Below are 24,038 nucleotides of genomic sequence, written 5' to 3'. Positions count from 1 at the left end.
AGTGCGGCGTCGCTCAGGACGCCGCGGAGACGGTGACCTCGGCCAGTTCGGCGGCGAACCCGTCGCCGGCGGGCACCAGCGAGGTGATCCACACCAGCACGTACCGGGTGGTGGCCGGCTCCTCGAAGGTGACCTGGTCGTCCCCGGTCAGCTCGGTGGTGGCGGCGACGTCGAAGGCCTCCAGGCCGCCCTGCGGGGTGCCGCCGGTGCGGACCTCGACCGTGGCGCCGGGGGTGGTCGTGCGCAGCTGCACACCGGCGACGGACTGCTCGCCGCCCAGGTCGTAGACGACGCCCACGCCCGGCTTCAGGTTCCCGAAGCCGGCGGAGCCCCGGTAGGTCAGCGTGGACCACGCGGTGGCCGGGTCGCCGTCGGTGGTCCGGGGGACGGCGTCGTCGTTCTCGGGCTCACCGTCGCCGAACGGGTCGAACACCGAGGCGCCGGTGATCGGCAGCGCGGCGCCGGGCTCGGCGGCCGGCTGCTCGCCCGCATCCGGGTCGGCGTCCCCGGCCGGCGCGCTGGGGACGGAGGTGGTGGCGGCCCCGGTGTCGACGCTGCTGGCGACCGAGAGCACGTTCGAGCCGAACCACCAGCCGATCGCCACGACCAGCGCCAGCGCGAGCAGCGGCAGGCCGACCATCGCCAGTCGGCGACGGGCGGGCGGTGGCTCGTCACCGGCGTCGCTCTCCGGGAGGGAGTCCGGCCAGTCCAGCTCCTCCTCCGCGTCCACCTGCCCGCGGGACGCGGTCGCACCCCGCGGCGCACCCGGGACCGGGGGGAGCCCGGCAGCGCGCAGCCGGACGGGGGGCTGGTCCGCCCGGCCACCGGCGTCGGGGCCGTCGGCGTCGTCCCGGTCCTCGGCCCCGGCGAGGTCGCGGCGGTCACGCAGCCGGCGCATCCACCCGCTGTCGCTGACCGGGTCCGGGCGTGCGGCCTCCTGCGGGCCGGTGCTCGCCCGGCCGCGGTCGGTCAGCAGCGCGGCCATCGCCGCGGCGCTGGACAGCCCGGTGCCGGGGTCGGTCGACCGGGCCCGCCGGACCAGCGCGGCCAGGTCCGGGGCGGCGATGGGCGCGGGCCGGCTGCCGGCCGGGCCGGCACGGTGGCCGGTCAGGCAGAGCTCGAGCAGCGCGCCCAGGGCGGCGATGTCGTCGCGCACCGTGCCGGTCGCCGCGGGGACCGACAGCAGCCCCACCAGGCCGCCGGGGCGCAGCACGACGTGCTCGGCGGTCAGCCCGCCGACGGCCAGGCCGGCCCGGTGGGCCTCGGCCACGCCCTCGGCCAGCCGGCGGACGACCGCACGGGCCTCCCGCTCGGGCAGTGGTCCGTCGGTGGCCAGCCGGTCGGCCAGCCGGACCCCGTCGATCCACTCGTTGACCACGTAGGCGGCGCCGCCGGGCTCGGTGCCCCCGGTGCCCTCCGCCGCGTCGTAGACCATCGCCAGCGCCGGGGTGGCCAGCCCGCCGGCGGTCAGCGCCCGGGTGATCCACTCCCGGGCGGCCGGCCCGCCGGGGCTGTGCACGCGCAGGGCGACGTCGCGGTTGAGCACCCGGTCACGGGCGCGCCAGGACCGGATGACGCCGGTGGGCGTCTGCTCGTCGGGGGCGACCTGGTCCAGCGGGCGGTAGCGGTCGGGCAGACCGGTGATCGTCGACGTCACGGACGGTGCCGACCCCCTGGACCACTCCCCCGCCGGGGACGGCGTCCCCGGTCAGGCACCCGGGCGGCCGGACCGCCGTGGTCCGCCGAGCCTGGCTCGGACGCCGGCCCACGCCTCCCTGAGCTCGGGGACGCCGACCACCACGGCACCCGCGACGACCGCGATGCCGATGACCACGGTACCGAGCACGACGGTGGCGAGCGAGCCCGGGACCGACGTCCCCAGGCCCCGCCCGGCGAGGGAGACGACCACCCAGCCCAGGGCCCCGCCGACCGCGGATACCAGGGCCATCCGGGCCACCGTGACCCCAGCCTCGCGACCGGCGCGGACGCCCAGCTTGCGCTGCAGCGCGACGCTGCCGGCGACCCAGCCGGCCAGGTAGGTGACGCTGGTGGCCACCATCAGGCCGGCCACCACGTCCTCCGGCTCGACCAGCACCGGCACGAGCAGCAGCAGCGGCACCCGGACGGCGACCATGGCGAGCTGGATGAAGGTGGGGGTCCGGGCGTCCTTCATGGCGTAGAAGACGCGCAGCTGCAGCAGGGTGATCGCCATGGGCAGCAGGCCGAACGCGCCGTAGGCCAGGGCGACGCCGATGGCCCGCGCCTCCTCGACGCCGGTGTTGCCGTAGCTGAACACGACCGTGGCGACCGCCGGGCCCAGGACGATCAGCAGCGCGGTCACCGGCAGCAGGCCGGTCGCCGACAGGCGGGTGCCGAGCGTCAGGTCGGCGACCACACCGTCCAGGTCGTGCCGGGCGGCCGCCCGGCTCATCCGCGGCAGCAGCGCGGTGAGCAGGGCGACGCCGATGATCCCGTAGGGCATCTGGAACAGCAGGCTGGCGATGGCGAAGGCCGCGGAGCCCAGGCCGTCCTCGCTGCGGCCGGCGGCGTTGGCCACCCGCACCGCGACGAAGACGCCGACCTGGCTGATCGCGGCGTAGGCGACGACCCACAGGCCCAGCGAGCCGACCTCGGCCAGGCCGGTGCCGCGCAGGCCGAACTGCGGGCGGAGCGGCACGCCGACCTTGCGCAGCAGCGGCAGCAGCACGACCGCCTGGACGGCGATCCCGGCCGTGGTGCCGATGCCCAGCAGCCAGACCTGCAGGTCGGTGATGGTGGCCGGGGACAGCTCCCCGGGCCCGCTGGCGGCGATGAACAGGACGCCGGTGAGGATGACGACCACGTTGTTCAGCACCGGCGCCCAGGCGGGTGGGCCGAAGACCCCGCGGGCGTTCAGCACCGCGGTGGCCAGGGCACCGAGGCCGTAGAAGACGATCTCGACCAGCAGCAGCCGGGCGAGCCAGTTGGCCAGCGCCACTTGTTCGGCGTTCCCGGAGATGTCGGCCAGCCGGGTGAGCAGCGGGGCGGCGAGCACCGCCACGACGGTCATCCCGAGCAGGCCGACGGTCGCCATGGTGATCAGGCGTTGCGCGTACCGGGTGCCGCCGTCGCGGTCCCGCTCCTGGGCCTGCACCAGCAGCGGCACGATCACCGACGTCAGCACGCCGCCGAGCAGCAGCTCGTACACGAGGTTGGGCAGGATGTTCGCGGTGTTGTAGGCGTCGCTGACCAGCCCGACCCCCAGGGCCGCGGCGATGACCACGGTGCGGAGCAGCCCGGTCAGCCGGCTGACCAGGGTGGCCACGGCCATCGTGCCCGCGGCGCGCAGGATGCTGCTGCTGCCGCCGGAGACGCCCTCGCGGCTCTCGGTCTCCTCGTCGGCGTCGTCCAGCGGGCGCATCGCCGGGAAGGCCGGGATGAGCTGGGTGTCGTCGGGCCCGGGGACGAAGCGGCGCGCCCGCGGCGGCGGCACGGGGGGCAGCGCGGTGCGCCGCAGCGGCACCACCTCCGTCACCTGCTCCCGGGCAGGCTCGGGCTGTCGCCGGGGCGGGGCCGGCGGGGGCACCGGCGGCAGGTGACCGGCCGGCGTGGCGCGGGCCCCGGGCGGCGGGGGCAGCTGCCGCGGCGGCACCGCGGGCAGCGGGGGCCGCGCGCCGTCGGCCACGCCGTCGGCCGCCCCGGCGGTCGACGGCGGCGTCGGCACGTTCCGGTACGGCGGCGGGGGCAGCGGGGGGCGCGGGGCGTCCGGTTGGTCCTGCTGCGGGGCGTCGGCGGGGTTCCGGCCGGTCACACCGGGCTCCGGGCCGGTGCGGGGGTCGCCGGGTCGCCCGCGCCGGGGGCCTCCTCGGCCGAGCTCCGGCGACGGGCCAGCAGGAAGCGCACCAGCCGGCGCAGGAAGAGCAGCGCCAGCAGCGCGGCCGCCCCCACCGTGATCGCCAGGGTCACCGGCCCGTAGGCGGTGCTCTTCACCTGCAGCTGGACCGCATCGCCCAGCGGCGCCCCGCTGGGGGTGGTCAGCTGGGCGGTGACCTGGAAGCCGCCGGACTGCTGCACCTCGGCCGGTACCTCCAGGGGGGTCCGGGACCGCGGCTGGAGGACCTGCACCCCGATGTCCTCGGTGGTCAGGCCGACGTTGCCGCGGGCACTCAGCTCCAGCCGCACGGCGACGGCGAAGGGCAGGTCGTTCTGCACGGTGAGCACCAGCGGCGCACTGCTGGAGGCGAGGCTGTAGGTGCCCTCGGCCGGGGAGACGAGGGTGACCTGGTCCTGCAGCCGGAGGAGGGTCTCGTGCACGCGCGCGGCGTGGCGGACGAAGGCCGCGGCGTCGCCGCGCCAGGCCGCGGAGCCGGCGCGGGCGATCGCCGCGTCGTAGCCGGCGAGGGCGGTCGCCGGCTCACCGGAGACGGCGGCGGCGACGTCGTCGCGCACGGCGACCGCGCGGGCGAGCTCGGCCACCCCGGTCGGGGAGAGCCGCTCGGCGTCCCGGGGGACGGCGGGCTCGCCGACCTCGACCGGCGGGCCGACCGCCAGCGAGGACACCGACCCCGCGGCCAGCCAGGGCAGCCTCGCCGTGTCGGTCATCATCGCCGTCATCGTGGCCGGGTCGGGGTCGACCCGGCGGGGCGGGACGACGAGGACGCTCTGGTCCCCCGCGCCGCCCAGCTGCGTGGTGAGGGCGCCCAGCTCGGCCAGGAAGCGCTGCTCCGCCAGCCGGCCGCCGGACGGGTCCGGGTCGGTGGCCGCCCCGGCGACCACCTCGGCGAGCCGGCCGTCGGCGACCAGCGCGGGCAGCGGGCCCTCGGGCGTGCTGACGGTCGCGGCGGCGCCGGCGGCCCGGCCGACGGCCCCGGTCGCCCGGTCGCCCTCGGTGAGCGCACCCTCGGCGAGCACGACCGTCCCGGCCCCGCCCTGGCGGAGGACCGCGAGGGTGTCCGCGCCGGCCGCACCGCCGGCCGGCCAGGCGAGATCGGTGCGCGGGGCCACGTCGAGCACCTCGCGGACGATCGCGGCCCCGGCCCCGGACCCGGTGCCGGCCGCCTCGTCGGCGGTGCTGCCGGTCGCGCTGGCCGGTGCGCCCGCGGAGCCGTCGGTGAGGTCGCCGGCCCCGTCGTCCGGCGGCTGCCGGGCGGTGCCCGCGGGGGTTCCCGGCAGGGTGCGGAGCACCGCGGCCGGCCGGCCGGCGGTGACCAGCGCCTGGGCGTCCACGTCGGCGTAGGGCAGGGCGACCACCGGGTGGTCGTCGGCCAGCCGTCGCAGCCGCTGGAGCAGCGCGGCGGCGTCGGCGCTGCCGGTGCCGGCGCGCGGCTCGGCGTCCGGCGGGTCGACCGTGTAGTCGCCGGCGGCCATCGTCGCGAGCTCCTCCAGCAGCGCCGGGTCGACGGCGAGGGTGACCGGCACCGCCGGCGCGCTGTCGCCCGGGGCGGCGGCCGGCACGCGCTCGAGCTGCTCGAGGGTGGCGAGCGCCCGGTCGAGGCGGCCACCGGAGGCGACCTGGTCGGCCAGCTCGTCGTCGGTGAACGTGCCGGCGGGGCCGCGGTGCGGGCGGTCGGTCAGCGGCCACAGCCAGGCGACGGTCGTGCGGGTGACCGGCTCGGCCGGCTGGGCCACCAGCCAGGTGGACAGGTCCCCGACCCGTTCGGTGAAGCCGTCCGCGCTGGTGGCGTTGACGTTGACCAGCACGCGGTAGACGCCGTCGGCGTCCAGCCGGAGCTCCTCGGCCGGGGTGGTGAAGGAGAAGGCCAGGGTCTGCCCCGGCGCCAGCTCCCCGTCGACCGGCTGGAAGGGGGCGACGACGTTGGTGACGTCGTCCGGGTCGTCGGCGGCCTCGGCCAGCTCGGCCCGGCTGGTGAGCACCTCACCACGCTGCAGCCGCACCGTCAGGTCCGACCAGGTCTCCTCACCGGTGTTCTCCAGCGTGCCGCTGACCTCGACCGCGGCCCCGGGGACCACCGTGCGGGGCTCGATCCGGTCGACGTCCACCACGACCGGCCGCTCGGTGGCCGGGTCCGTCGCCGGGTCCGCCGCCGGGGCGGCGACCGCGGGGGGCGCGAGGAGCCCGCCGAGCACTCCGAGCAGCCCGGTGACCACGCCGGCCCGGGCGCCGGCGCGCCGGAGGGGGCGCGCGGTGCGGGGCTGGCGGTGGCCGTCGGCGCGGCCGGCGGCCCGCCGGCTCACGCGCTGTCGGCCAGCAGGCCCGGGGCCCGCTCGACGAGGGCCCGCTCGTCGGCGTAGGCCAGCCGGCTCCGCAGCTCGGTCAGGGGCACCCAGGCGACCTCGGTGACCTCCACGTCGGCGTCGGACAGCGCGCCGCCGACGGCCCGCAGCAGGAAGTGGTGGACGGTCTTGTGCACGCGCCGCCCGTCGGCGACGAACCAGAAGTCGATGATGCCCAGCGGGGCGACCACCTCACCGAGGATGCCGGTCTCCTCGGCGACCTCGCGGACGGCGGTGTCGGCCGGCGTCTCGCCCTCCTCGATGTGCCCCTTGGGCAGCGACCAGAGCAGGCGGCCACGGCGGTCGGTACGGCCGATCAGGGCCGCGCGCGGGCCGGTGACGTCGTCGTCCGCGACCACCAGACCCCCTGCCGAGGTCTCGTCGACCCGGCGCAGCCGGCGGCCGGGGCGCTGTCGCCCGCCCGTCCCAGCCATGTCAGGAGGGTAGCGCGCGCGCCGGTCCCCGCCCGGTCAGCACTACCCTCGACCGTCGTGTCCGCGCAGCCCCCACCCCGTCGTCCGAGCGAGCCCGTGCCCGCGGCGGTCCAGGAGACCGTGCGCGCGCTGGTCGACGTCACGCCGGTGCTGGCCGAACTGGGCCGCCGGTTCACCGCCGCCGGCTTCTCCGTGCACCTGGTGGGCGGGTCTGTCCGGGACGCGCTGCTCGCCGCCGGGACGGGCGCCCCGGTCCCGCCCGGCGACCTGGACGTGACCACCGACGCCCGTCCCGAGCAGACGCTCGAGCTGCTCCGCGGCTGGGCCGGTTCCACGTGGAACGCCGGGATCGCCTTCGGCACGGTCGGCGCGGAGATCCGCGGGCAGCGGGTGGAGATCACCACCTTCCGGGCCGACCGGTACGACCGGGAGTCCCGCAACCCCGAGGTCGCCTGGGGGTCGTCGCTGGTCGACGACCTCGCCCGGCGGGACTTCACGGTGAACGCGATGGCGGTCTCGCTGGGCCCCGACCGCACCGTCACCGACCCCTTCGGCGGGCTGGGTGACCTGCTGGCCCGCCGGCTGCGCACCCCGGGCGCGGCGGCGGACTCCTTCGCCGACGACCCGCTGCGGATGCTGCGTGCGGTGCGGTTCGTCGCCCAGCTCGGGCTCACCCCGGACGACGAGGTCGTGGGCGCGATGACCGAGATGCACCGGGAGCTGGGCCGGATCACCGCCGAGCGGGTGCAGCACGAGCTCTCCCGGACGCTGCTCAACGACTCCCCGTCGGCGGCGCTCGACCTCTTCGTCTCCACCGGCCTGGCCGACGTCGTGCTGCCGGAGCTCTCCGCGCTGCGGATGGAGATCGACGAGCACCACCAGCACAAGGACGTCTACGCCCACTCGCTGACCGTGCTGGACCAGGCGATCGCGCTGGAGAAGGCCGACCCCGCGGTGCCGGGGCCGGACCTGGTGCTGCGGCTGGCGGCGCTGCTGCACGACATCGGCAAGCCGGCGACCCGCCGCCACGAACCGGGCGGGCGGGTCTCCTTCCACCACCACGAGGTGGTCGGGGCCAAGCTGGTGCGCAAGCGGCTGACCGCGCTGAAGTACCCCAAGGACGTCATCGAGGCGGTCTCCCGGCTCACGTTCCTGCACCTGCGCTTCCACGGCTACGGCCGCGGGGAGTGGACCGACTCCGCGGTCCGGCGGTACGTCACCGACGCCGGGGACCTGCTCCCCCGGCTGCACAAGCTCGTGCGATCGGACTGCACCACGCGCAACCGGCGGCGCGCCGCGGCCCTGTCGGGGACCTACGACTCGCTCGAGGCGCGGATCGCGGAGCTGGCCGAGCAGGAGGACCTGGCGCGGGTCCGGCCGGATCTGGACGGCAACCGCATCATGGCGCTGCTGGGCATCGAGCCGGGTCCGGAGGTCGGCCAGGCCTGGCGGTTCCTCAAGGAGCTGCGCCTGGAGCGCGGCCCGCTGGACCCCGCCGACGCCGAAGCCGAGCTGCTCAGCTGGTGGCGTTCCCGCTCGTAGCCGGCCGGGGCTCCCGGCCGAGCTCGGGCCGCCCTCGGGCACCGGCCGCCGACGGCTGCGGGTGCAGGCTGTCGGGGAAGCGGCGCTGACGGACGGCCCACCAGCGGGCGAACGCAGCTGCGGTGAGCAGGTACCCGGCCCCCACCGCGGCCAGGGCCGCCCAGCTGACCCCGGAGGCGGGCAGCAGGACGGCGCCGGCCAGCAGGGACAGCACGAAGGTGACGTTGAACAGGGTGTCGTAGACGGAGAAGACCCGGCCGCGGAAGTCGTCGTCGATCGACTCCTGCAGGGTGGTGTCCGCGCAGATCTTCACCGCCTGGGCGACGAAGCCCAGGGTGAAGACCGCCGCGACCGTCGTGGCGGGCAGGAAGAGCCCGCCGAGCACGAGCTGCCCGGTGCCGCCGACGACGAGCATCAGGACGATCCACCGCGCCTTGCCCATCCGGCGCACCGCGATCGGCGTGACCACCGCAGCGAGCAGCGTGCCCACCGCGCCCAGGGCCAGCACCTGCCCCAACCCGGCCAGCCCGCCGGGGAACAGCCGGCTGCCGCCGGTGAAGGTGTTCCGGTACAGCAGCAGGACGACCAGCGTGAGCAGGCCGTAGAAGAACCGGTGCACGGCCATCACGGCCAGCACCGCGGCCGCCGGCGGGTGGGCGACCACGTGCCGCGCCCCGGCGACCATCCCGTGCAGCACGTCCCGCGCGCCGGCGCGGGCCTGCAGGGTCTCGTGGTCGGGCCCCAGGTGCCCGCGGGCGAAGCCGGCGACCACGCCCGAGGCGAGCAGGTAGGGCAGCGCGGCGCCGGCGGCGAGCAGCGCGTACCCGCCGTCGCCGGAGCCGGCCAGTGCGGTCGCCACGATCGCCGAGCCGCCGCCGAGCACCGCGGCGACCGCGCCGGCGGTGGTCGACAGCGCGTTGGCCGACACCAGCGTGGGCTCGTCGGCGGTGTGCGGCAGCCCCGCCGACAGCGCGGACAGCACGAACCGGTTGACCGAGACGACCAGCAGGCCCGCCGCGTAGAAGGCGGGCCCGGTCACCCCGGTGAGGATCAGCCCGGCCACGACGGCCACCAGCCCGGCTCGCACCGCGTTCGCCAGCAGCAGCACCTGCCGCCGGCTCCAGCGGTCCAGCCAGACGCCGGCGAAGGGGCCGACCAGCGAGTACGGCAGGAGGAGGACGGCGAACCCGGCGGCGACGTCGACCGGGTCGGCCGCGCGGGAGGGGTTGAACAGCACGGTGCCGGCCAGCGCTGCCTGGAACACCCCGTCGCCGAACTGGCCGGACAGCCGGGTCAGCAGCAGCCGGCGGAAGTCGGGACGGCTGAGCAGGGCACGCACGGTCCCCGCCCCCTGTCCCACGTTCCCCACGGTACGTCGCCCGCCGCAACGACAGCCCACCCCTCAGGTCCTCAGCTGATGCACACTGGAACGCGATGAACCCGGTGCCCACCTCCCCCGATCCCGAGCGCCGTCCCGCCGGCACCCCGGCCGCCGGACGCCGCCGGGGAGCTGCTGTGCCGGCCCTGTCGGTCGGGTGTCTCGACGACGTCCGCCCGGGGTCGCTGCTGGTGGCGATGCCGGCGCTGACCGACCCGACGTTCGCCGGCGCGGTCGTCTACGTGCTCGACCACTCCGACACCGGCACGCTCGGCGTCGTGCTCGGCCGGCCCAGCGAGGTGCGCATCCGCGACGTGCTGCCCGGCTGGTCGGAGCTGGCGGTGGAGCCGGGGGTCTTCCACGTCGGGGGCCCCTGCGAGACCGACACCGCGCTGTGCCTGGGCAGCTGGTCCGGGGACACCCCGCCGGCCGAGGGCAGCGGGCTGCGGCCGGTGGCCGGTGCGGTGCACCTGGTCGACCTGGACGCGGACCCCGAGCCGCTGGCGGGGCAGCTGGACGGGCTGCGGGTCTTCGCCGGTTACGCCGGCTGGTCGTCGGGGCAGCTGGCCACCGAGCTGGCCGAGGGCGCCTGGGCGTGCGTCGCCGGCAGCCCGGCCGACGTGCTCACCGGGTCGACGGGGCCGGAGCTCTGGCGCGCCGTGCTACGGCGGCAGACGGGCCGGCTGGCGGTGCTCTCCACCGCACCGGCCGATCCGTCGGCCAACTGACCGACGCGCCCGCGTGTCGCCTGCCGGAGTCGGCGGGATCCTGGTAGGAAGGGTGCTGCGGGAGGGGGCGGCCTGGGGAAGAGGCCGCCCCCTCCCGTTCTGTCTGCGGTGGGCCCCGTCTAGACGCCCAGCTCGGCGGCGATCTCCGGGTGCTCGGTCGCGCTGAGGGTCTCCTCGTCGGAGGGCAGCCCGATCTCCCGCGGCCCGTGGTCGGACAGCGTGATCGTGACGTCGAACTCCTGGTCGGTGATCCGGCCGACGTACTGCACCAGCAGCTCGCTGTCGGCGGCCACCGCGACCGTCGTCCCCTGGCCGTTGCTGAACGTGGCGGCCAGTTCGCCGTCGATGAGCTGGCTGCTCTGCCAGGTGTACCCGGAGAACGACCGCGGGTCCTGCTCCTGGTCGCTGCCCAGCCGCAGCACCATGGTCAGCAGGACGTCGATCAGCGAGGCGTTGCCGCCGGTGGCCGCGGCGGCCAGCGGCCGGCGCACGTACGAGGCCTCGGGCAGGCCCGCGCCGGTGACCGCATCGGCCAGGCCGGGGACGTCACCGAACCAGATCGACTCCTCGGTGAAGAACAGGGTGCGGGTGTCGTCCGGCCGGCCGTCGTCGAAGGTCGTGACCGCCTGGGCCCGCCCGGCGGGCTCGCGGAAGTCGACCTCGCCGGTGAGGGTCAGCACCGCGCCGTCGGCGTAGGGCGCGGTCACCACGAAGTCCGCGCCGCCCTCCTCGACGTTGCGGGCCAGCAGCTGGGCGAGGACCTCGGACTCGGCGTCGGTCACCGGGTCGCCGGGCGACCGGGGGGTGTCGGAGTCCGACGAGCACCCGGCGAGCAGGGCCAGCAGCAGGCCCAGGACGAGCGCCCGCAGCGCGAGCGCCGGACGGCGGGGGGAGGGCATGGACCACAGGGTAGGAGGAACGACCGAGGGGCCCGGACCATCAGGTCCGGGCCCCTCGGGACGCCTGGCCCCGTCCGGAGGCTCGCCCCGAGCTTGCGAGGGGTGAGAGGGACGGGGTCCTCTCAGTCGCCGCGGATGAAGGCCTCGACCGCGTCGCGGGCCTCGCTGTCGCTGTACTGCACCGGCGGGCTCTTCATGAAGTAGGACGACGCGGACAGGATCGGGCCGCCGATGCCGCGGTCCTTGGCGATCTTCGCCGCGCGGACGGCGTCGATGATGATCCCGGCGGAGTTCGGGGAGTCCCAGACCTCGAGCTTGTACTCCAGGTTCAGCGGGACGTCGCCGAACGCGCGGCCCTCGAGCCGGACGTAGGCCCACTTGCGGTCCGACAGCCACGGCACGTGGTCCGAGGGGCCGATGTGCACGTTGTCCTTGCCCATGTCCCGGTCGACCTGGCTGGTGACGGCCTGGGTCTTGGAGATCTTCTTGGACTCCAGGCGCTCGCGCTCGAGCATGTTCTTGAAGTCCATGTTGCCGCCCACGTTGAGCTGCATGGTGCGGTCCAGCTGCACGCCGCGGTCCTCGAACAGCTTGGCCAGCACCCGGTGGGTGATGGTGGCGCCGACCTGGCTCTTGATGTCGTCACCCACGATCGGCACCCCGGCGGCGGTGAACTTGTCCGCCCACTCCTTGGTCCCGGCGATGAAGACCGGCAGCGCGTTGACGAAGGCGACGCCGGCGTCGATCGCGGCCTGGGCGTAGAACTCCGCGGCCTGCTGGGAGCCGACGGGGAGGTAGCAGACCAGCACGTCGGCGCCGGACTCGCGCAGCGCGGCGACGACGTCGACCGGCGAGTCGTCGGACTCCTCGATGGTCTCCCGGTAGTACTTGCCCAGGCCGTCGAGGGTGGTGCCGCGCTGCACGGTCACGCCCAGCGGCGGGACGTCGCAGATCTTGATGGTGTTGTTCTCGCTGGCGAAGACGGCCTCGGAGAGGTCGCGGCCGACCTTCTTGGCGTCGACGTCGAACGCGGCGACGAACTGGACGTCGGAGACGTGGTACTCGCCGAACCGGACGTGCATGAGGCCGGGGACCGAGGCGGTCTCGTCCGCGTCCTTGTAGTACTCCACCCCCTGGACGAGCGAGGCGGCGCAGTTGCCGACGCCGACGATGGCGACCTTGACCGTGGCCATGGACTGTCTCCCTCCGGTGGACCCGATCCGGGCCCGGGCGATGTGTGCTGACGATGTGCGGGTGGTGCCGTTCAGGTGGTGGGAACGTCGGGCGGTGGGGTGGGTGGTTGCCCAGCCCGGGCGGCGGCGGCGCGGGCGTTGTCGTCCCGCTCGCTGTCGATGAGCTCGGTGAGCCAGCGGACCTCGCGGTCGACGGAGTCCAGGCCGTGCCGCTGCAGCTCGAGGGTGTAGCGGTCCAGTCGCTGCTGGGTGCGGCGCAGCGACTCCATCAGCCGGTCGCGCTGCCGCTCGACCGTGCGGCGCCGGCCCTCCAGGATCCGCAGCCGCACGTCGGCGGCGGTGTGCCGGAAGAAGGCCAGGTGGACGCCGAACCGGCCCTCGTCGTCGTAGGACTCCGGGCCCGCGGAGCTGAGCAGCTCGGCGAACCGCTCCTCGCCCTCGCCGGTGATGGAGTAGACGACCTTGCCGCGCCGGCCGGTGAGGGCCGGGGCGTCGGCGGGCAGCAGCGCCCGCGGGGTCGGGTCGTCGCTGGCGATGAGCCCGACGGCGGCCATCCGCTTCAGCGCCGGGTACAGCGATCCGTAGGAGATGCTCCGCCGTCCGCCGAGCACCGCGGCGAGCTCCTTGCGCAGCTCGTAGCCGTGCATGGGGGACTGGTGGAGCAACCCGAGGATGGCGAGCTCGAGCACGTCGCCTCCTCGTCGTCGCCGGTCGTTCACCGGATCGATGTATCGGGACGATACATCGGGTGGTGGTGACGTCCGCAACTCGAGGCGGGTCGCGGGACGGCACTGCTCGGGCCGCGCGGAGACCTCGCGCGGAGGCCGGCGATGCGTACATTGGCGCCGTGCCCGGACGACGGTCGGTGGTGGACTACGCGTTGCAACGGCGTGCGGTCCTCGCCGCGGTCGCCGCCGGGCGGACCGGCCTGTTCGAGGTGTGCGACGCGACGCCCTACCTGTCGCGGGCGGCGAAGTACCACGGCGAACCGACCGGGGAGCCCTGCCCCGTCTGCCGCCGCGGGCAGCTGGCCCAGGTCAGCTACGTGTACGGCGACGGGCTCGGCCCGGTGTCCGGGCAGGCGAAGACCGGGCGCGAGCTGGCCCGGATGGACGCCGCCCAGGACGAGTTCTCGGTGTACACCGTGGAGGTCTGCCGCGGGTGCGGCTGGAACCACCTGGTGACCTCGTACGTGCTCGGTGCCGAGCCGGTCCCCGGCCGGGCGCCCCGGCGCGCCCGGCGCCGGGCCGCGACCGAGTAGTCACACCAGCCCGCCCTGCCCGTCGGGCCCCACCTGTGGTGCGAGACACCACCGGCGCACAGCTGAAGACGTCATCCTTGGGCTGCCGGCGTACCCGTCGCCGCCCACCACACTCGAGGAAGGGGCCTGCGCGTGCCTCCCCACGACGAGACCGCCCGCGTCTCATCGGGCCCGGTCCGCCGTCCGCCGGCCGCCCGCGCCACCGCCGCCAGCGGCGGCCGCACCACGTCCGCCCGCGGCGGGACCGGCTCTTCCCGGGGCGGGGCGAGCTCCTCCCGTGGGGGCGCCAGCTCCTCCCGCGGGGGCACCAGCGCCCCGCGGTCCGGCACCCCGGGCCGCCCCGCGGGTGCCCGCCCTGCCTCCGGTGGCGGCGGGGGCCGCCCGCCGGGCAACCGGCCCCCGACGGCCAAGGGCGGTCCCGGCGGTGGGGGCGGCAAGCGGAAGCGCACCCCCAAGCAGCGCCGTCGCCGCTGGTACAAGGTCATCGCCGGGGCCTTCCTGAGCATGCTCGTGCTGCTCGGGGTCTTCGTCGGGGTGGTCTACGCCACCACCGAGGTGCCCTCGCCCGAGTCGGTGCAGAACGCGCAGACGACGGTCGTCTACTACTCCGACGGCGTCACCGAGATGGCCCGGTTGGCCGAGGCGGGCGGTAACCGCACCAACGTCGGGCTGGACCAGATCTCGGAGGCGGCCCAGAACGCGATCCTGGCCGCGGAGAACCGGAGCTTCTACACCGACCCGGGCATCTCCTTCACCGGGATCATGCGGGCGGCCTGGAACAACCTGACCGGAGGCTCCACCCAGGGTGGTTCCACGATCACCCAGCAGTACGTGAAGAACGCGTTCCTGAGCTCCGAGCAGACCTTCAGCCGGAAGTTCAAGGAGCTCTTCCTCGCCGTCAAGCTGGACAACGAGTACTCCAAGGAAGAGATCCTGGAGAACTACCTCAACACCATCTACTTCGGCCGCGGCGCCTACGGCATCGAGGCGGCGGCGAACACCTTCTTCGGGGTCAAGGCCGCCGACCTCACCGCCGAGCAGGGTGCCGTGCTCGCCGTCCAGGTGCGCAGCCCCAGCTCCTACGACCCCGAGGCCGACCCCGAGGCCGCGCAGGACCGCTGGGGCCGGGTGCTCGACGGCATGGTCGAGGAGGGCTGGCTGGACGCCGCCGCCCGCGCGGCGGCGCAGTACCCCGCGGTGCGGCCCAACACCGGCTCCAACCTGGGCTACCCGGAGGGGCCGGAGGGGCTGGTGGCCCGGGCCGCCGTGCGCGAGGTGGCGAACATGGGCTACGACTCGGTCGAGTCCTCCGGGCTGCGGATCGTCACCACCCTGGACAAGGGCAAGCAGGACGCCGCCGTGGCCGCGGTCAACGAGGTGATGGCCGGCGAGCCGGACGAACTGCAGGAGGCGCTGGTCGCCGTCGACCCGCGGACCGGCGGGATCGTCGCCTACTACGGCAACGAACGGGGCACGCCCGGCGAGGACGGCAAGGCGATCATCGACTACGCCCAGGCGCAGCGACCGCCGGGCTCGTCGATGAAGCCCTACGTGCTGGCCACCGCCCTGGAGCAGGGGATCGGCGTCGAGGCCCGCCGCGACGGGACGTCGCCGCAGGTCTTCCCGCAGGACCGCACCCAGCCGGTGCGCAACTCGGGCAACGCCCAGTGCGCGGCCTGCACGCTCAAGGAGGCGATGACCAAGTCGCTGAACACCACCTACTACGGCCTCGCGCTGGAGACCGGCCCCACCGAGGTGCGCCAGACCGCGCTCGACGCGACGGGCCTGCCCGAGGTGTGGAGCGGTGGCGCCCTGGACGGCCAGCCGGTGCTCGCCGACGGCAACGGCAACACCGGTGGCGCGATCGGCATCGGCCAGTACGACATGCGCCCGATCGACCAGGCGGTCGGCTTCGCCACCTTCGCCGCCGGCGGTGTGCGGCACGACCCGCACTTCGTCGCGGAGGTCCGGGACAGCACCGGCGCGGTGCTGAAGGCGAACGACGGGTCGGCGAGCGCCTACCAGGCTGTGGAGCCCAACGTGGCCAGCGACGTCACCTTCGCCCTCGAGGACGTCGCCGGCGCCTCCCGGCTGCCGCTGGACGGCAACCGGCCGGTGGCCAGCAAGACCGGCACGCAGGGGCTGGACGACGAGGACAACTCCGACGCCTGGATGGTCGGCTACACCCCGTCGCTCTCGGCGGCGGTGTGGATCGGCACCGGCTCGACCAAGGCGATCAGGAACGTGCAGGGCCGGATCATCTACGGCTCCGGGCTGCCGGGCGAGATCTGGCAGGAGTTCATGAACGCCGCGCTCGCGGGCACGCCGGTGGAGCAGCTGCCCACCCGGCCGCTGATCAAGGGCGACACCGGCGAGGGCGTGCCGGAGCCGACGCCGACGCCGACGCCGACGCAGACCGAGACCGAGACGTCGCAGCCTCCGGTGGAGAGCACCCAGGCCCCGGCTCCCTCGCCGACCGCGCAGGCCACCGGCGCCGCCGAGGCACGCGCGCGGGAGCGGGCCCGGCAGGAGGCCGAGCGGGCGGCGCAGGAGGCCGAGCGGGCCCGGCAGGAGGCGGAGCGGGTCCGGCAGCAGGAGGAGGAGGCAGCGGCGGAGCGAGCGAGGCTGCAGGAACTCTGCGCCCAGCAGCCCTCCCGGCCCGAGTGCGCCCTCGGGGCGTCGATCCCGACCACGGGCAACTGACCCACCCGGGCAGACTGACCGCGTGAACACCCCCTCCACGGGCCCGTCCGTCCCGGCCGACCAGCCGGCGGGCGGGCCCGCGGTCGTTCCCCGGCCGGACCGCGTGGTGCCCACCTGGACCGACCCGGTGGCGATCCAGGCCAGCGAGGCGGTCGGCGGCCCCTGGGGCCGGCACGCCACCACCGGCCGGGCACGCTTCTGGACCCCGTTGCGGGTCTGCCTGCTGTTCACCGTCGTGGTGCTCGCCCTGGCCTGGGCCAAGCAGGCGCCGTGTGCCGACGGGAACTGGAGCGGCTCCCGGCAGTACACGCACCTCTGCTACAGCGACGCCGTCCCGCTGTTCGGCACCCGCGGGCTGTCCGAGGGGCAGGTCCCCTACCTGGACTCCGCCGTCGAGTACCCGGTCCTCACCGGCGGGATGATGCAGCTGGCCGCCGTCGTCGGCCGGGGCTACGACGCGCTGGCCACCGGCTCCGGGCTGCTGCCCGCCCCGGCCCCGGTGCTCACCTTCTACATCGTCACCTGCTTGCTGCTGTCGGTGCTCGCGCTGGTGGTGACCCGGGCGGTCCTGGCGCTCAGCGGCCGCCGGCCCTGGGACGCGGCGATGGTCGCGCTCTCCCCCGTGCTGCTCGTCCACGCCTTCACCAACTGGGACCTGCTGGCCGTCGCGCTCACCACCCTGGGCATGTGGGCGTGGGCCCGGCAGCGCCCGGTGGTGGCCGGCGTGCTGCTGGGGCTGGCGGTGGCGGCGAAGTTCTACCCGCTGATCGTGCTGGGGGTGCTGTTCGCCCTGTGCCTGCGGGCCGGCCGGCTGCGCGCCTGGCTGGTGACCGTCGTCGCCGCCGGGGTCGCCTGGCTGCTGGTCAACGTGCCGGTGGCGCTGGCGGCACCGGAGAACTGGGCCCGCTTCTTCACCCTCAGCGACACCCGCCCGGCCAACCCGGAGTCGGTCTGGGCGTTGCTCATCGACTGGTCCGGGGGCAGCTTCCTCGACGGCCCGCTGGCCGAGGGGCAGGCACCGGAGCAGCTGAACACCGTGGTGGCCGTCGTGCTGCTGCTGGCCGCTGCCGGCGTCTGCTGGCTGGCGCTGGCCGCCCCGCTGCGGCCGCGGCTGCCCCAGCTGGCGTTCCTGCTGGTCGCCGCCTTCCTGCTGCTCAACAAGGTGTACAGCCCGCAGTACGCGCTGTGGCTCCTGCCGCTGGCGGTGCTGGCCCGGCCGCGGTGGCGCTCGCTGCTGGCGTGGCAGGTCACCGAGGCGCTGGTGTGGGCGATGACGATGCTCTACTACCTCGGCTCCGACCAGCACGGTGTGGGCGTCGAGTGGTTCTACACCGCTGTGGTGCTGCGGGACGCCGCGATCGTCGCCCTGATGGTGCTCGTCGTCCGGGAGGTGTGGCAGCCGGACCGGGACCTGGTGCGGCGCAGCTGGTCCGGGGTCGACGACCCGACCGGTGGGGTGCTGGACGGCGCCGTCGACCGGGTCGTGCTGCGCCGTCGGCGGTCCACCGGATCACATCGCGTCCAGGTGCCGCCCCCCGGGTGAGCCGAGCCGTGTCGTCGTTCGCCCGCGGGACCCGCCGGGCCCACTCCTCACGACAGGGCAGCCCGCAGCCGGCTGATCTCCGCCGCGTGCGACGCGGTGTCCCCGGGGGTCTCCAGCACCACCGGGCAGCCCGCCTCCCGGGCCACGTGCAGCAGCAGCTCGACCGGGATCTCGCCGGACGCCAACGGCGCGTGCCGGTCGCGGCCGGAGCCGGCGGCGTCCCGGCTGTTGTTCAGGTGCACGAGGTCGATCCGCCCGGTCACCGCCCGCACGTCGGCGACGACGGTGGACAGGTCCCAGCCCGCCGCCCAGGCGTGGCAGGTGTCGAGCACGAAGCCGGCGCCGAACTCGCCGACCGCATCCCACAGCCGCTCCACCGCGGCCAGCTCGCGGGCCATCGCGTGCTCGCCGCCGGCGGTGTTCTCGATCAGCACCGGCACCCCGAACCCGCCGTCGTCGGCCTGCCGGGCGAACGTCTTGCGCCAGTTGTCGAAGCCGGCGGCCGGATCGTCCTTCGCCAGCACGTGCCCGCCGTGCACCACCATGCCGGCCGCGCCGATCGCCGCCGACGCCGCGGCGTGCTGGCCGAGCAGCTTGCGGCTGGGGATGCGGATCCGGTTGTTGGTGGAGGCGACGTTGAGCACGTAGGGGGCGTGCACGAAGACCGCGACGTCGCCGGCGAGCAGCGCGTCGGCGTCCGGGCGCGGCGTCGGGGCCTGCCAGCCCTGCGGGTCGGCGAGGAAGACCTGGACGGCGTCGGCGTCCAGCTCGGCCGCCCGGGCCAGCGGGCCGCCGTCGTCCAGCTCCCCCGCCTCGGTCAGGCCCGGTCCGACGTGCACGCCGATCAGCTGCTCAGCCACCCGGGGAGCGTAGATCGCCGGTCCGACGGCCGGGTCGGGTCCGGTGCGCTGGTACTGTGGCCGGTGCGCGTCTGTCCTGCTGCCTGCAGGTCCGGCGCGCGACGCGTGTACGACCCTCCTGCTGCAGATGCCCTGCAGCCGCTGAGACCAGAGGAGGTGGGGTTCTCCGTGCGTCACTACGAACTGATGATCATCCTCGACCCTGAGCTCGAGGAGCGGACCATCGCTCCCAGCCTGGACCGTTTCCTGACCGTCGTCACCAACTCCGGTGGCACCGTCAAGACCGAGATCTGGGGCCGCCGCCGGCTGTCCTACGAGATCAAGAAGAACGTCGAGGGCATCTACGCCATCGTCGAGATCCAGGCCGAGCCGGCTGCCGTCGCCGAGCTCGACCGGCAGCTGAACCTCAACGAGTCGGTGCTCCGCACGAAGCTGATGCGGCCCGAGGTCCACTGAGCATGGCCGGCGAGACCGTCATCACCGTCATCGGGAACCTGACGGCCGACCCGGAGCTGCGGTTCACGCCGTCCGGCGCCGCCGTCGCCAACTTCACCGTCGCCTCGACGCCCCGCACCTTCGACCGTCAGTCGCAGGAGTGGAAGGACGGCGAGGCCCTGTTCCTGCGGTGCAACGTCTGGCGTCAGGCGGCGGAGAACGTCGCTGAGTCGCTCACCCGCGGTTCGCGGGTCATCGTCTCGGGGCGCCTGAAGCAGCGCTCGTTCGAGACGAAGGAAGGCGAGAAGCGCACCGTCGTCGAGCTCGAGGTCGACGAGATCGGCCCGAGCCTCCGCTACGCCACGGCCAAGGTCACCCGCGCTGCACGCAGCGAGGGTGGCGGCGGCGGTGGATTCGGTGGCGGCGGCGGTGGCGGTGGCTTCTCCGGCGGCGGCGCGAGCGACCCCTGGTCGACCCCGCCGGCGTCCTCCGACGAACCGCCCTTCTGATGTGAAGGACCCCGCTGCCCCCCACCGCTCGCACGCTCGCGGCGGGCCCCTGCAGCGGGGCCGACAACTCCAGTACTGATCTCCCAGGAGAACCCCAAGTGCCCAAGCCCCCTGTGCGCAAGCCCAAGAAGAAGGTCTGCCAGTTCTGCAAGGACAAGGCGACCTACATCGACTACAAGGACACGACCCTGCTGCGGAAGTTCATCTCCGACCGCGGCAAGATCCGTGCCCGCCGCGTCAGCGGCAACTGCAGCCAGCACCAGCGTGACGTCGCCGTGGCCGTGAAGAACAGCCGCGAGATGGCCCTGCTGCCCTACACCTCCACGGCGCGCTGATCATGAGCACGATGAAGCTGATCCTGACGCAGGAGGTCACCGGTCTCGGGTCCTCCGGCGACACCGTCGAGGTCAAGGGCGGCTACGGTCGCAACTACCTCCTGCCCCGCGGGCTGGCCATCGTCGCCACCCGGGGTGCCGAGAAGCAGGTCGACAGCCTGCGCCGGGCGCGTGCCGCCCGCGACGTCGCGTCGCTGGAAGACGCGCAGTCGATCGCCGCGCGGCTGGGCGGCCTGACCGTCACGCTGCCGGCCCGCGCCGGCGAGGGTGGTCGGCTCTTCGGCCGGATCACCACCGCCGACGTCGCTGCCGCGGTCACCGCCGCCGGTGGCCCGGAGCTCGACCGCCGCCGGATCGAGATCCCCAGCAGCATCAAGACGACGGGCGCCCACACCGTCACGGTGCGGGTGCACCCCGAGGTCTCCGCCACGGTGTCCCTGGACGTCGTCGCCGGCTGATCCAGCCAGCTCGCAGCACTGCCCACGAGGGGCGTCGGACTCCGGTCCGGCGCCCCTCGTGGCGTCTCCGGGGCGGCGCCGGGCGGCGCGTCCACCCGCCGTCCACAAGTCCGCTGCGCGCGGGGGCCGCGGCGGGGCCACCGACCGCGGCTCCGTGTCGACTTCTCCACAGTCTGTGGACATCACGGTGCACAACGGTCCCCCCGGGTGGGGATCCAGGGCCCCCTCCGGTGACCGGGGAGGCGCTCCCCGGACCGTGCGCCGGCGTCGTCCCCGTCGTGCCGGTCGCGGCCGCGACGTGGTGGGGGTCGCGCACCGTTCACCTGCCGGCCGCGCCGCCGCAGCCCGGGAGGGGCGGGCCGGTCGCCGCGGCCGGGCAGCGTCGTGGTCCAGCGGTACGGGTGTGACCAGCGGGAACACCGACGACACGCCGAGGGGCCGCCGCGCCGGGAAAGTGCCGGACTTTCTCCCGTCCACAGGCTGGGTGCGGCTGCGCCGCAGGTGACAGCGGGGTTGCCGGGACGCGACCGGCCGTCGTCCCCCGGGCCGTCCACACGGTGACCACGGTCGTCCACCGATTTGTCCACAAGTTGTGCAGATCGACGTGCACAGCGGTGTTGGACGCGGGGGGCGGCAGCTCCCTAACGTCCTCCCAGCTGCCGCCGGGCACGGAACTGTCGGTGCCCGGCGGTAGCAACGACCCGACGGTCGGCACCCCACGGGTGACTGCCGTCGTGCGGTCAGCACCAGGTGCACAGCAGCAGCCGGTCCCGTCGTGGGCCGGCGGGATGGGGGATCCAGCGTGGCGGTCGTCGACGACATCAGCAGGCCGAGGCCGACGGCTCCGGAGTACGACCGGCAGCCCCCTCAGGACGTCGCCGCCGAGCAGTCGGTGCTCGGCGGCATGCTGATGAGCAAGGACGCGATCGCCGACGTCGTGGAGGTCCTGGCGGGCCCGGACTTCTACCGCCCCGCCCACCAGATCGTCTTCGACGTCATCCTCGACCTCTACGGGCGCGGCGAGCCGGCCGACGCGATCACCGTCGCCGCGGAGCTCAACCGCACCGACCAGCTGTCCAAGATGGGCGGTGCGGTCTACCTGCACACGCTGATCGCCTCCACCCCGACCGCGGCCAACGCCGGCTACTACGCCGCGATCGTCGCCGAGCAGGCGGTGCTGCGGCGGCTGGTCGAGGCCGGCACCCGGGTCGTGCAGCTGGGCTACGGCGCGGCCGGTGGCAAGGGCGACGTCGACGACATCGTCGACCGCGCCCAGCAGGAGATCTACGACGTCACCGAGAAGCGGATGAGCGAGGACTACTCGCGCCTCGAGGACGTCCTGCAGCCGACGATGGACGAGCTGGACGCCATTGCGTCACGGGGCGGAACGGCCCGCGGTGTGCCCACCGGCATCCGCGACCTCGACGAGCTGACCAACGGGCTGCAGGCCGGGCAGATGGTCGTCATCGCGGCCCGTCCGGGTGTCGGCAAGAGCACCCTGGGGCTCGACATCGCCCGGTCGGCCACGGTGCACCACCACATGCCGGCGGTGATCTTCTCGCTCGAGATGAGCAAGCACGAGATCACCATGCGTCTGCTGTCGGCGGAGGCGAAGGTGCCGCTGCACCACATGCGCGCCGGCTCGCTGTCCGACGAGGACTGGTCGAAGCTGGCCCGCCGGATGGGCGAGATCGCCGACGCACCGCTCTACATCGACGACTCACCGAACATGACGATGATGGAGATCCGGGCCAAGGCCCGGCGGCTCAAGCAGCGCAACGACCTCAAGCTCGTGGTCATCGACTACCTGCAGCTGATGACGTCGGGCAAGAAGGTCGAGAGCCGTCAGCAGGAGGTCTCGGAGTTCTCGCGTGCGCTCAAGCTGCTGGCCAAGGAGCTCGAGGTGCCGGTCATCGCGATGAGCCAGCTGAACCGAGGCTCGGAGCAGCGTCAGGACAAGAAGCCGATGCTGTCCGACCTCCGTGAGTCCGGCTCGATCGAGCAGGACGCCGACATGGTGATGATGATCCACCGCGAGGACATGTACGAGAAGGAGTCCCCGCGGGCCGGCGAGGCCGACATCATGCTGGTCAAGCACCGCAACGGCCCGACCGCCAACGTCACCGTCGCCTTCCAGGGCCACTACTCCCGCTTCGTGGACATGGCGAACTGACCGCCGTGCCCGAGCTCGTCGCGCCGACCACCCGGCTGCACTCCGCCTGGCTGGCGGCGCACCGGGAGTGGGGAGCCGGGGTCCACGAGGACGGTGCCGGCCTCCGGCCGGGAGACGAGGTCGAGACCCCGGCGGGGTTCGCGGCCTGGGTGGCGCGGCTGCGGGGTGAGTCCGACCCCACGGTGCCGCTGGCGGAGGGGCGGGTGCACGGCACCTGCTGGTGGATCGTCGAGGACGACACCGTGCTGGGGGCCATCGCGCTGCGCCACCAGCTCAACGACTTCCTGCTCCGGGCCGGCGGCCACATCGGGTACGGCATCCGCCCCTCGGCCCGCCGGCGCGGTCTGGCGACGTGGGCGCTGCGCGAGGTGCTGACCCGGGCTGCCCGGCTGGGGTTTGACCGGGTGCTGATCACCTGCGCCGACGGGAACGTCGCCTCGGCCCGGGTCATCGAGGGGGCCGGCGGCGTGCTGGACGACGTCCGGGACACCGAACTGGGCCGCACCCGCCGGTACTGGGTCCCCACGGTGCCGTCGGACGGCGCGGCGGACTGACCAGCCGATCGGGTGACCTGCCTCAAGGAGCGAACCGGGCTGCCGATCACTTCCGAGAACGTCCGTTCTCGATGAGGAGTGCCCGCATGCTCGAACTGGTTCCTGCCCTGCTCGCCAAGGTCGCCTCGGCCGGCCTGGGCGTGAAGCTGACGGCGGGTGCGGCCGCGGTCGTCGTCGCCGGCGGCGGCACCGCGGTCACCGCGCAGGCGCTCGAGTCGCCGGCCGCCGTGGAGCAGCCCGCTCCGGTGTCCGATGCCCCCGTGCCGTCCACCGCCCCGGAGCCGACCGAGGAGGCGCCGACCACGCCGGTGGACCTCACCGAGGAGCCGGCCACCGAGGAGCCGGCCGCCGAGGAACCCGCCACCGAGGAGCCCGCCACCGAGGAGCCGGCCACCGAGGAGCCGGAGGCCACCGAGGAGACGGTGCCCTCCGACGATGCGGTCGCGCCGGCTCCGCGGAACCACGGCGAGGCGGTCTCCGAGGTCGCCCGCCAGAGCTTCGAGTCCGGACGCGAGCACGGCCAGGCGGTCTCCTCTGCCGCCCGGCAGCACGCCGGCACGAAGAACCCGGCCCCTGCTCCGGCCCCCGCACCGGCACCGGCAGCCGGCGAGGACACCGCGGAGGTGGCTCCGCAGCCGGCCACCGTCGACCAGGCCGGCAACGGCAACGGCAACGGGCGCGGCCGCCAGGGCTGACCCGCCGCGGGGGGGGGGGGGGGGGGGGGGGGGGGGGGGGGGGGGGGGGGGGGGGGGGGGGGCGGCGCGGCGCCGCCCCCCCCCCGCGCGCCCGCGCGGCCGGCCGCGCGGCGGGCGGGGGCGCG

Annotated in this window: 21 protein-coding genes; 12 read left to right on the top strand and 9 right to left on the bottom strand. The window is 74.9% G+C overall.

Going from position 1 to position 24,038, the window contains the following annotated elements:
• Positions 1-13: 13 nt before the first annotated feature.
• Genes ACI795_RS04560 through ACI795_RS04545 form a run of 4 tightly spaced genes read right to left on the bottom strand, consistent with a single transcriptional unit; the run spans position 14 to position 6,647 of the window.
• A complete protein-coding gene (locus tag ACI795_RS04560; protein ID WP_457074033.1) occupies positions 14-1,657 on the bottom strand; it encodes a hypothetical protein in 1,644 nt (547 codons plus the stop codon).
• A gap of 51 nt (positions 1,658-1,708) precedes the next feature.
• A complete protein-coding gene (gene murJ, locus ACI795_RS04555; RefSeq protein ID WP_457074032.1) occupies positions 1,709-3,790 on the bottom strand; it encodes a murein biosynthesis integral membrane protein MurJ in 2,082 nt (693 codons plus the stop codon).
• Complete coding sequence (locus ACI795_RS04550) at positions 3,787-6,174, bottom strand: DUF6049 family protein (RefSeq protein ID WP_457074031.1); 2,388 nt, start codon at positions 6,172-6,174, stop codon at positions 3,787-3,789. Before ACI795_RS04550 ends, murJ begins: the two co-directional genes overlap by 4 nt.
• Positions 6,171-6,647, bottom strand: a complete 477-nt coding sequence (locus ACI795_RS04545; protein ID WP_457074030.1) for an NUDIX hydrolase — start codon at positions 6,645-6,647, stop codon at positions 6,171-6,173. The genes ACI795_RS04550 and ACI795_RS04545 overlap by 4 nt, the downstream gene beginning before the upstream one ends.
• A gap of 57 nt (positions 6,648-6,704) precedes the next feature.
• Between ACI795_RS04545 and ACI795_RS04540 the strand changes: the two genes are divergently transcribed.
• Entirely contained in the window at positions 6,705-8,189 is a 1,485-nt protein-coding gene (locus ACI795_RS04540; RefSeq protein WP_457074029.1) for a CCA tRNA nucleotidyltransferase, read from the top strand.
• On the opposite strand, the gene ACI795_RS04535 is transcribed toward ACI795_RS04540, so the two are convergent.
• Entirely contained in the window at positions 8,164-9,549 is a 1,386-nt protein-coding gene (locus ACI795_RS04535; protein WP_457074028.1) for an MFS transporter, read from the bottom strand. The genes ACI795_RS04540 and ACI795_RS04535 overlap by 26 nt on opposite strands.
• A 74-nt stretch (positions 9,550-9,623) precedes the next feature.
• Here ACI795_RS04535 and ACI795_RS04530 point away from each other — a divergent pair, with 74 nt between their 5' ends.
• Complete coding sequence (locus ACI795_RS04530; protein WP_457074027.1) at positions 9,624-10,295, top strand: YqgE/AlgH family protein; 672 nt, start codon at positions 9,624-9,626, stop codon at positions 10,293-10,295.
• Positions 10,296-10,414: 119 nt separating this feature from the next.
• Here ACI795_RS04530 and ACI795_RS04525 read toward each other — a convergent pair whose 3' ends face one another.
• From ACI795_RS04525 to ACI795_RS04515, 3 genes are all read right to left on the bottom strand, one after another.
• Complete coding sequence (locus tag ACI795_RS04525) at positions 10,415-11,194, bottom strand: hypothetical protein (RefSeq protein WP_457074026.1); 780 nt, start codon at positions 11,192-11,194, stop codon at positions 10,415-10,417.
• Positions 11,195-11,316: 122 nt separating this feature from the next.
• Entirely contained in the window at positions 11,317-12,387 is a 1,071-nt protein-coding gene (locus ACI795_RS04520; RefSeq protein ID WP_457074025.1) for an inositol-3-phosphate synthase, read from the bottom strand.
• Positions 12,388-12,458: 71 nt separating this feature from the next.
• A complete protein-coding gene (locus ACI795_RS04515) occupies positions 12,459-13,076 on the bottom strand; it encodes a PadR family transcriptional regulator (RefSeq protein WP_457074024.1) in 618 nt (205 codons plus the stop codon).
• A 158-nt stretch (positions 13,077-13,234) separates the two neighbouring features.
• Here ACI795_RS04515 and ACI795_RS04510 point away from each other — a divergent pair, with 158 nt between their 5' ends.
• From ACI795_RS04510 to ACI795_RS04500, 3 genes are all read left to right on the top strand, one after another.
• Entirely contained in the window at positions 13,235-13,648 is a 414-nt protein-coding gene (locus ACI795_RS04510) for a DUF5318 family protein (protein ID WP_457074023.1), read from the top strand.
• A 132-nt stretch (positions 13,649-13,780) separates the two neighbouring features.
• Positions 13,781-16,351: a transglycosylase domain-containing protein gene (locus tag ACI795_RS04505; protein ID WP_457074022.1), complete on the top strand. Its 2,571-nt coding sequence runs from the start codon at positions 13,781-13,783 to the stop codon at positions 16,349-16,351.
• A 22-nt stretch (positions 16,352-16,373) separates the two neighbouring features.
• The gene (locus ACI795_RS04500) at positions 16,374-17,894 is read left to right on the top strand and encodes a glycosyltransferase family 87 protein (protein ID WP_457074021.1); all 1,521 of its coding nucleotides are present in this window, start codon (positions 16,374-16,376) and stop codon (positions 17,892-17,894) included.
• Positions 17,895-17,941: 47 nt separating this feature from the next.
• Here ACI795_RS04500 and ACI795_RS04495 read toward each other — a convergent pair whose 3' ends face one another.
• The gene (locus ACI795_RS04495) at positions 17,942-18,754 is read right to left on the bottom strand and encodes a deoxyribonuclease IV (protein WP_457074020.1); all 813 of its coding nucleotides are present in this window, start codon (positions 18,752-18,754) and stop codon (positions 17,942-17,944) included.
• A gap of 168 nt (positions 18,755-18,922) precedes the next feature.
• On the opposite strand from ACI795_RS04495, the gene rpsF reads away from it, so the two are divergent.
• From rpsF to ACI795_RS04460, 7 genes are all read left to right on the top strand, one after another.
• Complete coding sequence (gene rpsF, locus ACI795_RS04490) at positions 18,923-19,210, top strand: 30S ribosomal protein S6 (RefSeq protein WP_457074019.1); 288 nt, start codon at positions 18,923-18,925, stop codon at positions 19,208-19,210.
• Between the two features lie 2 nt (positions 19,211-19,212).
• Complete coding sequence (locus ACI795_RS04485; protein WP_457074018.1) at positions 19,213-19,698, top strand: single-stranded DNA-binding protein; 486 nt, start codon at positions 19,213-19,215, stop codon at positions 19,696-19,698.
• A 98-nt stretch (positions 19,699-19,796) separates the two neighbouring features.
• Positions 19,797-20,033: a 30S ribosomal protein S18 gene (gene rpsR / locus ACI795_RS04480; RefSeq protein ID WP_089305905.1), complete on the top strand. Its 237-nt coding sequence runs from the start codon at positions 19,797-19,799 to the stop codon at positions 20,031-20,033.
• 11 nt (positions 20,034-20,044) lie between these two features.
• On the top strand, positions 20,045-20,491 hold the full coding sequence (gene rplI, locus ACI795_RS04475; RefSeq protein WP_457074017.1) for a 50S ribosomal protein L9: 447 nt from the start codon (positions 20,045-20,047) through the stop codon (positions 20,489-20,491).
• An 802-nt stretch (positions 20,492-21,293) separates the two neighbouring features.
• Positions 21,294-22,664 (top strand): replicative DNA helicase, encoded by a 1,371-nt coding sequence (gene dnaB, locus ACI795_RS04470; RefSeq protein ID WP_457074016.1) that lies wholly within the window; start codon positions 21,294-21,296, stop codon positions 22,662-22,664.
• A 5-nt stretch (positions 22,665-22,669) separates the two neighbouring features.
• Positions 22,670-23,218 carry a GNAT family N-acetyltransferase gene (locus ACI795_RS04465; protein WP_457074015.1) on the top strand — a complete coding sequence of 183 codons (549 nt, stop codon included), beginning with the start codon at positions 22,670-22,672 and terminating at the stop codon, positions 23,216-23,218.
• An 86-nt stretch (positions 23,219-23,304) separates the two neighbouring features.
• Positions 23,305-23,913, top strand: a complete 609-nt coding sequence (locus ACI795_RS04460; RefSeq protein WP_457074014.1) for a hypothetical protein — start codon at positions 23,305-23,307, stop codon at positions 23,911-23,913.
• Positions 23,914-24,038 lie beyond the last annotated feature (125 nt).

Source organism: Modestobacter sp. SYSU DS0290 (assembly GCF_054050955.1).
This window is presented reverse-complemented; position numbering and strand designations above follow the sequence as displayed.